Source organism: Streptomyces sp. NPDC005004 (assembly GCF_053600675.1).
This window is the reverse complement of the sequence record NZ_JBSGAH010000001.1, coordinates 85,567-97,409: the sequence shown is the minus strand read 5'-3', so window position 1 is coordinate 97,409 and position 11,843 is coordinate 85,567. Positions and strand designations below refer to the sequence as shown.

10 protein-coding genes and 1 riboswitch are annotated in these 11,843 nt (G+C 72.5%); of the genes, 8 read left to right on the top strand and 2 right to left on the bottom strand.

Annotation, left to right across the window (positions count from 1 at the left end):
- Nucleotides 1-55: 55 nt before the first annotated feature.
- Nucleotides 56-736 carry a hypothetical protein gene (locus ACWEEU_RS00440; protein WP_451726919.1) on the bottom strand — a complete coding sequence of 227 codons (681 nt, stop codon included), beginning with the start codon at nucleotides 734-736 and terminating at the stop codon, nucleotides 56-58.
- Between the two features lie 196 nt (nucleotides 737-932).
- Between ACWEEU_RS00440 and ACWEEU_RS00435 the strand changes: the two genes are divergently transcribed.
- The 3 genes from ACWEEU_RS00435 (at nucleotide 933) to ACWEEU_RS00425 (ending at nucleotide 5,425) form a co-directional block, all read left to right on the top strand.
- On the top strand, nucleotides 933-3,152 hold the full coding sequence (locus ACWEEU_RS00435) for an N-6 DNA methylase (protein ID WP_451726916.1): 2,220 nt from the start codon (nucleotides 933-935) through the stop codon (nucleotides 3,150-3,152).
- A 126-nt stretch (nucleotides 3,153-3,278) separates the two neighbouring features.
- On the top strand, nucleotides 3,279-3,893 hold the full coding sequence (locus tag ACWEEU_RS00430) for a hypothetical protein (RefSeq protein ID WP_451726913.1): 615 nt from the start codon (nucleotides 3,279-3,281) through the stop codon (nucleotides 3,891-3,893).
- Entirely contained in the window at nucleotides 3,890-5,425 is a 1,536-nt protein-coding gene (locus ACWEEU_RS00425; protein WP_385748239.1) for a serine/threonine-protein kinase, read from the top strand. Before ACWEEU_RS00430 ends, ACWEEU_RS00425 begins: the two co-directional genes overlap by 4 nt.
- Before the next feature lie 47 nt (nucleotides 5,426-5,472).
- Here the strand turns inward: ACWEEU_RS00425 and ACWEEU_RS00420 are convergent, their stop codons facing one another.
- Nucleotides 5,473-5,916, bottom strand: a complete 444-nt coding sequence (locus ACWEEU_RS00420; RefSeq protein WP_451726909.1) for a hypothetical protein — start codon at nucleotides 5,914-5,916, stop codon at nucleotides 5,473-5,475.
- A 237-nt stretch (nucleotides 5,917-6,153) separates the two neighbouring features.
- Here ACWEEU_RS00420 and ACWEEU_RS00415 point away from each other — a divergent pair, with 237 nt between their 5' ends.
- The 5 genes from ACWEEU_RS00415 (at nucleotide 6,154) to ACWEEU_RS00395 (ending at nucleotide 11,475) form a co-directional block, all read left to right on the top strand.
- A complete protein-coding gene (locus tag ACWEEU_RS00415) occupies nucleotides 6,154-6,981 on the top strand; it encodes a glycoside hydrolase domain-containing protein (protein ID WP_385748235.1) in 828 nt (275 codons plus the stop codon).
- A 141-nt stretch (nucleotides 6,982-7,122) separates the two neighbouring features.
- Nucleotides 7,123-7,761: a SurA N-terminal domain-containing protein gene (locus ACWEEU_RS00410; protein WP_451726905.1), complete on the top strand. Its 639-nt coding sequence runs from the start codon at nucleotides 7,123-7,125 to the stop codon at nucleotides 7,759-7,761.
- A 148-nt stretch (nucleotides 7,762-7,909) separates the two neighbouring features.
- A complete protein-coding gene (locus ACWEEU_RS00405; protein ID WP_385748231.1) occupies nucleotides 7,910-8,896 on the top strand; it encodes a nucleoside triphosphate pyrophosphohydrolase in 987 nt (328 codons plus the stop codon).
- A 51-nt stretch (nucleotides 8,897-8,947) separates the two neighbouring features.
- Nucleotides 8,948-10,240 carry a cytochrome P450 family protein gene (locus ACWEEU_RS00400; RefSeq protein ID WP_451726901.1) on the top strand — a complete coding sequence of 431 codons (1,293 nt, stop codon included), beginning with the start codon at nucleotides 8,948-8,950 and terminating at the stop codon, nucleotides 10,238-10,240.
- A 206-nt stretch (nucleotides 10,241-10,446) separates the two neighbouring features.
- Complete coding sequence (locus ACWEEU_RS00395; protein ID WP_451726898.1) at nucleotides 10,447-11,475, top strand: transglycosylase family protein; 1,029 nt, start codon at nucleotides 10,447-10,449, stop codon at nucleotides 11,473-11,475.
- 192 nt (nucleotides 11,476-11,667) lie between these two features.
- A riboswitch (cyclic di-AMP (ydaO/yuaA leader) is annotated at nucleotides 11,668-11,841 on the top strand.
- Nucleotides 11,842-11,843 lie beyond the last annotated feature (2 nt).

Sequence of the window (11,843 nt, the reverse complement as noted above, 5' to 3'; positions counted from 1 at the left end):
AAGTGAGGTGGGAGGGAGCGGTGGCGAGCGGGGAGCGGCCGGGCGTGACGCCGGGTCAGTCCGTCTTCTTCCAGTCGCCGCAGCCGGTCGTCGTGAAGTAGGCGTCCGTGGCGCGGACCGTGACGACGGCCGTGCCGGTCACGTCGTCCTCGGCGAGAACCGAACCGGGCTCGTGCGTGGCGTCCTCGGTGCGCTCCCAGGAGCAGGAGCCGGGCGTGTTGCCCGTCGAGCGGTAGGTGCCCGGCGCGACATCGGTGCCGACCCGGAACATGCCCCCGTCGCCGTCCATCGACGTGACGAGGTGGCCCTGTGCGGCGCCCGGCACCGCCCGCCACCGCGCGCAGCCGCTGGACGTGAACACCTTGTCCGTGGCCTCGACGGTGACGTACCCGGTGCCGCCCACGCTTCCGCCGGCCAGCGCCGACTCCAGGGAGCCCGAGGCGTCCTCGGCGCGCTCCCAGTGGCAGCGGCGGCCGGGGTTGCCGGTCGTGCGATAGGTGCCGGGCCGGATGTCGGTGCCGACCCGGAACGCGCCGTCACCGCCGAAGGTGACCGTGTCCGCGCTCCGTCCGGCGTTCCCCGTGGGTCTGCCGTCCTGGGCGCTGTCCTCCGAGGAGGCCGAGGGGCCGTTGCGCGGGCCGCTGGGGCCGCCGTCCATTCCCTGGTCGGCGTTCGCGGACACGACACCGATGACGACAACCCCCAGGGCGGCGCTCAACGCGATCCTGCCCTTCATGCCCATGACGGTCCCCTCCCCGATGCGTGCGACCGCCCCCTCCGGTCGGTCGCTCGTTCGCTGGGTCAATAAGAGCAGAGCCTGTGAACCGAGTCAACACGGTTCACGGAACACGAGCAGTGCACAGGTGTGAATCGTTAAGTCTTGCGTGCGTCGGTATGCTCGGTGCACACATGCGACGAGGGGAGTGGAGCCGGTGCAGGACAACGCGACAGAGGTGACCGCGGCGGGGATCGCCCGGCTCGCCGGTGTGGGCCGTGCCGCCGTCAGCAACTGGCGGCGCCGGCACGGTGATTTCCCCAAGCCGGTCGGCGGCACCGAGACCAGCCCCTCCTTCGCCCTCGCGGAGGTCGAGTCCTGGCTGCGCAAGCAGGGGAAACTCGCCGAAGTACCGCTGCGGGAGCGGGTCTGGCAGCAGCTCGCGGGTCACCCCGAGGGCCCCGTCACCGCCCTGGTGCACGTGGGCTGCGTCATGCTGCTCATCCAGGAACGGCCCACCGTCTGGCTCGACATCAGCGCCGGCTCCGACGAGCGCCTGGCCGCGATGCTGCCGGGTGCGCTGAACGACGTGATCGGCCCGCGCTTCGGCGTCGAGTCGACGCGCGGTGTTCACACGCGCCGCCCGGATGGAGGCGCCGCCGCTGTGAACATGCCGGAGGCTGTGAACACCGAGAACCCGCAGAACAGTGCCCCGCCTGTGAACACCCACGCGCCCGTGAAACCGGCGACCGCCGTTCACACCCCTGCCTTTCACGCCGCCGTTCACACCCCCACCGGCCCCCAGCTCCTCCCCTCCGTCCCCCTCGTGCGCGGCGCCGCCGAACTCGCCGGGGAATTCGGGGCGCGGCAGACCTTCGAGTTCCTGCTGGGCCGGCACCTGGACGCCAACCCGCGCCAGTACACGCTCACCCCCGCCGAACTCGCCGGGCTGATGGCGGACCTCGCCGACCTCACCGGTCCCGCCCGTACCGTCCTCGACCCCGCCTGCGGCACCGGCGCCCTGCTGCGCGCCGTCGACTCCCGCCCCGACCAGGCCCTGTACGCCCAGGACAGCGCCCCCGACCTCGCCGCGCTCACCGCCCTGCGGCTCGCCCTGCACAGCCGCGCCACCGTCCGCGGCGCCGCCGGCGACACCCTGCGCGCCGACGCGTTCCCGGAGCTGCGCGCGGACGCCGTCCTGTGCCACCCGCCGTTCAACGAGCGCAACTGGGGGCACGACGAGCTGGCGTACGACCCCCGGTGGGAGTACGGCTTCCCGGCGCGCACCGAGTCCGAGCTGGCCTGGGTGCAGCACGCGCTGGCCAGGCTGGCCGACGGCGGCACCGCCGTGCTGCTGATGCCGCCGGCCACGGCCTCGCGGCGTTCCGGGCGCCGTATCCGCGCCGACCTGCTGCGGCGGGGCGCGTTGCGGGCCGTGATCGCGCTGCCGGTCGGCGCGGCTCCGCCGTACAACATCCCGCTGCACGTGTGGGTGCTGAGCAGGCCGGGGCGTACGCCCGTGACGCCGGAGGTGCTGCTCGTGGACACCGGCCGGTTCGCCGGTGAGGCGCGCGGCGGTCCGGACTTGCAGGCGGTGCGGGACGCCGCGCTCGACGCCTGGCGTGACTTCGCACGTGAGGGTCGGCTCGCGGAGCGCCCGGGCCTCGCGCGTTCCGTGCCGGTCATCGAACTCCTCGACGACGACGTGGACCTGGCCCCCGCCCGCCATCTGCCGCCCCCGGCCGCCGCCGACGGCGCCGAGCAGCTCGCGGAGGTCCGCCAACGCCTCGGCGAGACCCTCCGCCTGACCGCCGAGCTGACCCCGCCCACCGCGACCACCGCGCCCGCCACCCGCTGGCCGCTCACCACCGTCGGCGAACTCGCCCGCGGCGGCGCCCTCGTCCTGCGCACCGGCGGAACCGCGCACACCCCCGGCACCGGCACCGCAGCCGCCCCCGCCCGCGTCCCCGTCCTCACCGACCACGACGTCCTCGCCGGATCGCGCCCCTCGGGCACCCTGACGGACGGCGACGACGAGACGCTGCTGACCGAGCCGGGCGACGTGGTCGTCCCCGTGCTCGGCGGCGGCTCGGTCGCGCGCGTGGTGGACGAGGCGACGGCGGGCGCCGCCCTCGGCCGCAGCCTCGTGCTGCTGCGCCCGGACCCGAGCGCCCTGGACCCGTGGTTCCTCGCCGGTTTCCTGCGCGGCACCGCCAACAACCGCCAGGCCAGCAGCTACGCCTCCACCGCCACCCGCCTCGACGTGCGCCGCCTGCAACTGCCCCGGCTGCCGCTGGCCGAACAGCTCCGCTACGGCGCCCGGTTCCGCGCCATGGACGAGTTCGAGCGGGCGCTGCGCCACGCCGGACAGCTCGGGGAGCAGTTGCTGCGCGGGATGTACGACGGGCTCACGGACGGAACCGTCGCGCCGGAGTGACCGGTCGTCAGGCGGGCGCGCGGAACATACCGGAGAGCCGGACAACGGTTCGGTACAACTCATAACGCCTTGTCGGCCTCGGCCTATACGCTCGGAGTCCGACAACGAACCGGTCCAGGAGCAGTCATGTACGGCCATGGCGAGCCGCCGCCCGCCCGCAACACGGCGACCGTCATCATCCTTCGACTGATGATGACGGCCTGTGCCCTGCTCTCGTGCGGTTTCTTCGCGTGCGTGCCCCTGTTCCGGGCCGCGTTCCTGCGTGGGCGCTGGTACGACTGGCTGGCCGCCTGGATGAGCCTGGTGGTGTCAGTCGGGTGCCTCGCGGTGTTCGGCGAGGTGTCGGAGACGGACCCGAGGGGAGACGTGGCGGCGGTCACGATCTTGTCCCTCGCCGTGGTGTCGGCCGTGTACTTCCTGGTGATGGACATCCGGGTCCACCGGCAGGCGCGGCGCGCGAGCCATGCGCCACCGCATCCCCAGAGCCTGCCCATGGCTTACGGCTACCCGCCCGTGTCGCCTTACGCGAGTACGCCCGCGCCCGTGCCGCCCTCGCTCCCCGCCGGCCCCCTGACGCAGACGTACGTACCTGCCCCGCCGCCCCAAGGCGTTCCGCCGCAGAACATCCCGCCCCAGGCGCCCACCCGTCCCGCCCCTGCGCGCATCGACCAGGTCCGCGCCGAACTCGACGAGTTGAGCGACTACCTGCGCAAGCACGACCGGCACGAGGGCGAACAGTGACGATGGGACAGGGGCGGGTCGTCGCGGCCCGGTACGAGCTGGCCACGCTGATAGGCCAGGGCGGCATGGGCCAGGTCTGGACGGCGTACGACCGGCGCCTTGACCGGCGTGTGGCGGTGAAGCTGCTGCGCCCGGACAAGGTGGCCGGGCAGGAGGCGGACGAGCTGCGCCGCCGGTTCCTGCGCGAGTGCCGGGTGACCGCGCAGGTCGACCACCCCGGGCTGGTCACGGTGCACGACGCGGGCAGCGAGGGCGACGAGCTGTTCCTCGTCATGCAGTACGTGGACGGCGCGGACCTCTCCGACCATCTCGCGGAGCACGACCCGTACCCGTGGCAGTGGGCGGTGACGGTCGCCGCGCAGTTGTGCGCCGTGCTGAGCGCGGTCCACGCCGTGCCGATCGTGCACCGCGACCTCAAGCCGCGCAACGTGATGGTGAAGCAGGACGGCACGGTCACCGTCCTCGACCTGGGCGTGGCCTCGGTGATGGACACCGACACCACCCGCCTCACGCACACCGGCTCCCCGATCGGCTCGCCCGCCTACATGGCGCCGGAGCAGGCGATGGGCGGAGCGGTCGGGCCGTACACCGATCTGTACGCGCTCGGGGTGCTGCTGCACGAACTGCTCAGCGGAGAAGTGCCGTTCGCCGGGTCCACCGCGCTCGGGGTGCTGCACCGGCATCTGTACGAGCCGCCGCTGCCGGTGCGCAGGCTGCGCCCGGAGGTTCCCGAGCCGCTGGAGCGGCTGGTGCTGCGGCTGCTGGCGAAGGACCCGCAGGACCGCCCGGCCTCCGCGCAGGACGTGTACGAGCACCTGGTGCCGCTGCTGCCCGCGCCCGGCACTCCCACCGGTGCGCCCCTCGACCCCACGCGCCCCTTCCTGCGCCCGCACGCCCCCTGGCCGGACCGCGCCCGCATCCCGGCGCCGCAGCCCGCGCAGGTCACCCCGGCCCCGCCGGTGGACGACAAGCCGGACGTCGCGGCGGCCGTGGACGAGGTGAAGCGGCTGCTGGGGGAGGGGCGCATCACCCAGGCCGTCGACATCCTCGGCGCCATCCTGCCCACCGCCGCCGAACAGCACGGTGAGCACTCCCCGGTCGTCCGCACCCTGCGCAAGCAGTACGCGGCCACGCTCCTGGACGACGGCCAGTACCGGCGCGCGCTGCCCGAGCTGCGCCGCCTCGCCGACGAACGCGCCGCCGAGGCGGGCCAGGCCGATCCGCAGTCACTGCGCCACCGCTACGAGGCCGCGCAGTGCCTGGAACAGCTCGGCGAACCGGCGGCCGCGCTCGCGGAGTACCGCGCGCTGCTGCCCTACTACGAGAACCGCTACGTCTCCGGCGACCCCCAGCTCGCCCACGACGTCCGCCGCCGCATCGGCCATCTGCTGCTGGCCCTGGGCGACCGCCCCGCCGCCCACGACATGCTGGCCCGGCTGCTGATGGACGTGGAGCGGGTGCACGGCATGGGCCATCCGCTGGCCGCCGACATCCGGCGCACCCTGCAATGGCTGGGCCAGGTGCGGGGCTGAGCGCGCGGCCGCCGCGCGCTCGGGGGGCTCGCTGAGGTGCGTCGGCGTCAGTGCGTCATCGGAAGCGCGGCGACGAACTTCGGGCCGTCCTTGCGGTGCTGGACGGGGAAGAGCACCTTCAGGTTCTGCTCCTGCCCCGCCAGGGTGAGGTGGGTGATGTAGGTCAGGCCGAGGAAGCCCTTCTTGGTCCTGCCCGCGGAGACGTACCGCCGGGGGAAGTTGACGAGCAGCTTGCCCGGCCTGCCGCCGTTGGGGCCGTCGAAGAAGAGGACCCGCTGGTCGGTCAGGACGATGTACATGGGGCGCGGCTTGACCGTGGCCATCACCGTGCCCGCGCTGAGGATGCCGACCACGGCCGCGGTGAGCACCTGCTTGCGCACCGAGACGGTGCCGACGGCCGCCAGGCTGGTCATCTCCACCCGCTCGTCCGGAAGAAGGAGGGGAGTAGCTGCTTCGAGCAACTGTCGTTCACGGCGGGCGCTGATGGCCATCGAGGACTCCGGGGGAGGTGCTGACAAGGGAAAACGGCGACGGAGAGACCTCCCGGGGGCAGCGCGGGTTGTACGGCGGCGCCCCGGAGGCCGTACATTTTCCCGGTCCATGGCATGTCCTTGTAAAAATCATGGGTAATCGCGGGTTTCCGTGTCCTCGCGCGCGCGTGCCGTCGACTATGTTGCGGCGACGGACGCCGACACGTCCTTTTCGTTCGTACGTACACAGGGGTGGGGATGGCCGGACACCGGCAGTCGAAGAAGGTCAGGTACATCGCGTGGTCGGCGGCCGGCGCGGCCGTCGTGGCGGGAGCCGGAGCGGCGGCCACGGCGTCCATGGCGGCGACGACCTGGCCCGCGCAGAAGACGTTCACCGGGCGGGCCTTCGACACCTGCACCGCGCCCTCGCTGTCCACCATGAAGGCGTGGCACACCGGTTTCTACGGCGCCGCCGCCGTCTACGTGGGCGGCAAGAACCGCGGCTGCGCCCAGCCCAACCTGACCGCCTCCTGGGTGAAGTCGGTCAGCACGCTCGGCTGGAAGCTCGTACCGATCTACGTGGGCGCCCAGCCGTCCTGCCAGACCGGCTCCAACCCGGAGAAGATGACGGCCTCCAACGCCGCCTCCCTCGGCGCGTCCGACGCCGCCGACGCGGTGGCCAAGGCATCCGGGCTCGGCATGAAGGCGGGCAGCGCGATCTACCTGGACATGGAGCCGTACGACACGACGGACAAGGCGTGCAACGACACCGTGCTCACCTATGTGCGCGCGTTCGACAAGGCCCTGCACGCCAAGACCTACCGCGCGGGCTACTACGGCTTCACCAGTTCCAGCGCCAAGGCGATCGCCACCGCCTCCGACAGGACGGACCTGCCGGGCAACCTCTGGTACGCGCTGTGGGACAAGACGAACACCACCACCTCCGACTGGCCGTGGGGTGCCACGCAGTTCACCGGCCACAGCCGGGCGCACCAGTACATGGTGAACAGCAAGGAGTCGCACGGCGGCGTCACGCTCACCGTGGACCGCGACGCCTGGGACGCGCCGGTGGCCATCACCGGCTGACACGCCCTCCGGAGTGACGCGGCGGTGCCCGAACTCGTGGTGAATCGTTGGTCCTATGGGTTGGCCGGAGCAGCTCGGCTGCCTACCATCGATCACCGCAAGACCTTGTGCACCGCCGCACAAACTCCTCAGGAGGTCCCCTTGCACCGCCGCCGTCGCTCCGCGCTCGTCCTCTCCGCCGCGATCGTCGCCGCGGGCCCCCTCCTCACCGCCTGCGGGAGCGACGCCCACCCGGGCGCGGCGGCGGTGGTCGGCGGGCAGCGCATCACCGTCGCCCAGCTGGAGAGCCGGGTGAACGAGGTACGCGCGGCGCAGCGGGCCGCGTCGCCCGACGAGACGCAGTACCAGCAGGTCCTCGCCTCCACCGGCAGCCTCACCCGCGACACCCTGCACACCATGGTCCTCGACCAGGTGCTGGCCCGGGCCGCGCGGGACGCGGGCGTCGGCGTCTCCCGCAGGGAGGTACAGAAGCTGCGCTCCGACCTCCAGAAGCAGGCGGGCGGCGCCAAGAGCCTGGAGGCGGCGTGGCTCCAGAAGTACGGCATCGCCCCCGAGCGCCTCGACGACAACCTCCGCCTCCAGATCGAGGCCCAGAAGCTCGCGGCGAAGCTCGGCACCGACACCACCCAGCCCGCCTTCTGGAAGGCCCTGTCGCAGGCGTCGAAGAAGCTGCACATCGACCTCAACCCCCGCTACGGCACCTGGGACGCGACCAAGAGCAGCCGGGTGGACGCCCGGACGCCGTGGGTACGGGACGCGTCGGCGGCACAGCCGGCCTAGTGGCTCAGCCGGCTCAGGCGGAGCGGGTGGTCCCGGCGGCGGCTGCGGCGAGGCCCACGAGGCCGGCCGCAGTCCTACGATCACAGGACTCCCCGCCCCCTGTGGACAACTCGCGACGCCCCCGCGCACCGTGGGTTACGTTCGGATCGTGAACGCAACCAGCACCGAAGCCGCCCCCGGCCGCATCGTCCTGCTCACCACCAGCCACCGTGTCGCGCCCGGCCTGCTGTCCTGGCCCGCCTGGCAGGCCCTGCACGCCGCCGACGCCGTGCTGTGCGCCGACGGCGCGCATCCGCAGGTGCCCTATCTGCGCGAGGCCGGTATAGCGGTGTCCGAGGCGGCCCCGACCGCCGAGGAGCTGGTCGACGCCTGCGCGGGCGGGCGCACGGTGGTGGTCGTGGCCACGGGTGAGGGCGAGCCCGCCCTCACCGACGGACTGGCGCGGCTGGCCGGGTCGGGCCGGGTGCGGATGCCCGACCTGGAGCTGCTGCCCGCCTCCTACGACCTGCCCGGCGCCCGCCTCCTCGACCTCGTGCAGGTCATGGACCGCATCCGCGCCGAGTGCCCCTGGTCCTCCCGGCAGACCCACGAGGGCCTGGCCAAGTACGGCATCGAGGAGGCGTACGAGATGGTCGAGGCGATCGAGGCCGGCGACCGCGAGGAGCTGCGGGAGGAACTGGGCGACGTGCTGCTCCAGGTCGTCTTCCACGCCCGCATAGCCGCCGAGGACCCCGACGCCCCCTTCGACATCGACGACGTGGCCGGAGGCATCGTCGCCAAGCTCGTCCACCGCCACCCGCACGTCTTCGGCGACGAGACGGCCGAGACGCCGGAGGACGTCAAGCGGCACTGGCTGCGCACCAAGGCAGAGGAGAAGCAGCGCACCTCGGTGACCGAGGGCGTGCCGCTCGGGCAGCCCGGTCTCGCGCTCGCCGCCAAGCTCGCCTCCCGCACCCGCACCGCCCACCTGGACGTCCCCCTCCCCGAGGGCGACGGCATCGGCTACGAACTCCTGGCCCTGGCCGCCCGCGCCGAGTCCGAGGGGGTCGACCCGGAGGCGGCGCTGCGCGCGGCCGCACGGGTCTACCGGGATGCGATACGTACGGCGGAGGGAAACGGTTCAGACGCCCCCTAGCCAAAGAGCCTGGCCGGGTGCCCCGCACCGCCCCCGGGATACCGTCGACCCGTGACCGATCAGCCCTCCTGCGACCGTCCCGGCGAGCCCGCCCCCGACCTCTTCACCTGGGAGTTCGCCACCGACCCCTACCCCGCCTACGCCTGGCTGCGGGAGCACGCGCCCGTGCACCGGACCAGGCTGCCCAGCGGGGTGGAGGCCTGGCTGGTCACGCGGTACGCCGACGCCCGCCAGGCGCTCGCCGACCCCCGGCTCAGCAAGAACCCGGCGCATCACGACGAGCCCGCGCATGCCAAGGGCAAGACCGGTATCCCCGGCGAGCGCAAGGCGGACCTGATGACGCACCTGCTGAACATCGACCCGCCGGACCACACCCGGCTGCGCCGGCTGGTCAGCAAGGCGTTCACCCCGCGCCGGGTGGCCGAGTTCGCGCCCCGGGTGCAGCGGCTGACCGACGACCTCATCGGGGCCTTCGCCGCCAAGGGCTCCGCCGACCTCATCCACGACTTCGCCTTCCCGCTCCCGATCTACGCCATCTGCGACCTGCTCGGCGTCCCCCGCGAGGACCAGGACGACTTCCGGGACTGGGCGGGCATGATGATCCGTCACGGCGGCGGCCCCCGGGGCGGAGTGGCGCGGTCGGTCAAGAAGATGCGCGGCTATCTGGCCGAGCTGATCCACCGCAAGCGGGCCGCGCTGCCCGCCGAACCCGCCCCCGGTGAGGACCTGATCTCGGGCCTCATCCGCGCCTCGGACCACGGTGAGCACCTCACCGAGAACGAGGCCGCGGCCATGGCGTTCATCCTGCTGTTCGCCGGGTTCGAGACCACCGTCAACCTCATCGGCAACGGCACCTACGCCCTGCTCACCCACCCGGAGGAGCGCGCCCGGCTCCAGCGCTCGCTGGCCGCGGGGGAGACCGGCCTGCTCCAGACCGGCGTGGAGGAACTCCTGCGCTACGACGGCCCGGTGGAGCTGGCCACCTGGCGGTTCGCCACCGAGCCGTTCACCCTCGGCGGGCAGGAGATCGCGGCCGGGGACCCGGTGCTGGTGGTGCTGGCGGCGGCCGACCGCGACCCCGCCCGGTTCGCCGAACCCGATGTGCTGGACCTCGGCCGCGCCGACAACCAGCACCTCGGGTACGGGCACGGCATCCACTACTGCCTGGGCGCCCCGCTCGCCCGTCTGGAGGGGCAGACCGCGCTGGCCACGCTCTTCACCCGGCTGCCCGATCTGCGCCTTGCCGTCGAACCGGCCGAACTGCGCTGGCGGGGCGGGCTCATCATGCGCGGCCTGCGCACGCTCCCGGTGGAGTTCACCCCGGCGAGCACGGCGCACGAGTGAGCGGACCCGCGGCGCGGACCACCAGCCTTACCCACCGAACACGCACCGCCAAACAGGAACATGACGGACACTCAACGATGTGATCTTCACGTGATCTGTGCGGCATGAACTTGTGACAAGCGATCGTCTGCCTATACGTTCACCCATCAGTGTGGCGCCGAGCACCACTCGCCACGCCGTACTGCTGTCGTACGAAAGGCCCCCGTATGCTCTCCGGGAACGGTCGTCACCGTCGCCCCCGCCAGGCTCCGGCGCTCCTCGTCGCGGCCGGTGTGACCACCTCCGCCATCGCGATCCCGCTCCTCGGCGCCGCCAGCGCCCACGCGGCCGACGGCACCACCTGGGACAAGGTGGCCGAGTGCGAAAGCGGCGGCTCATGGAGCGCCAACACGGGCAACGGCTACTACGGCGGTCTCCAGATCTCGCAGGACGACTGGGACAAGTACGGCGGCGACCAGTACGCGGCCACCGCCGACCAGGCCAGCCGCTCCCAGCAGATCTCCGTCGCCGAGAAGATCCTCGCCGAGCAGGGCACCACCCACTGGGCGACCTGCGCCCTGACGGCCGGTCTCACCTCCGACTCCGCCTCGGTGGACGTCGACACGGGCGTCGCGGACACCGCCTCCCCGAGCACCGGTTCCTCCGACGGCAAGGACGGCGCCTCGCCGTCCGCGTCGGATTCCGCCGGTAAGTCCGGCTCGTCCGAGTCGGGCAAGCCGTCCGACTCGTCCTCCGCGTCGGCCTCGTCCGACTCCTCCGCCGACGCCTTGGCCAAGCCGTCGCACGGCAAGGACAAGGACGCCGACGCCAAGGACTCCGGCAAGGGCAAGGACGCCAAGTCCGGCGCCGCCGCCTCGAAGGGCGACGCGGGCACCTCCGGCGACTACTCCACCCCGGCCTCCGAGGAGTCGGACGACGCCTGGCAGGACGGCGGCTCCTGGAGCCTGGTCGACACCGGCGCGCTCTCCGGTGGCGGCCGCCACCGCGGCGGCAGCGCGGACGAAAGCGTGACAAGCGGTCAGGAGACGGACAACACCGGGCGTCACGCACTGCCCTCCCCGAGCACATACACCATCCACGAGGGCGACACGCTGGAGTCCATCGCCGACTCCCTTGACGTCGACGGCGGCTGGCAGGCGCTCTACTCCGCGAACAAGAAGGCCATCGGTGGCGACCCGGACGCGCTTGTCCTTGGTCGGACGCTCGAGGTGCCCGGCGGGACGGACGGCAAGTAGCCCGAATCGGCACGGGATTGACGTCCCTCTTCTAGGTGTATGTCCTATTTGGCGAAAGTGTGGGATGAGTCTCAAGGGCCCTGATCGTCTTTGAAATTCCCCTGTGTCCGTGTCTACGGTCGGTCCGCTCGTCACCACGAGCCCCGATGACCGGTACGCCGAATCCTGCCAGCGGTCATCCGGGAACAGTCGACGCGTCAAGCGCCGCCGGCAGGAGCGGGGGAACCAAGGTAAGTGCCCCGACCGGTGATTGACGCCGGGACGGGCTTGGGGTGAAGCCACCCCCTCCACGACGGGGAGGGTGGCCGGGCAACTCAACCGGCCCGAACCCGACAGCTCACCTCGCAGGCGTCGGTGAGGGGATCGAT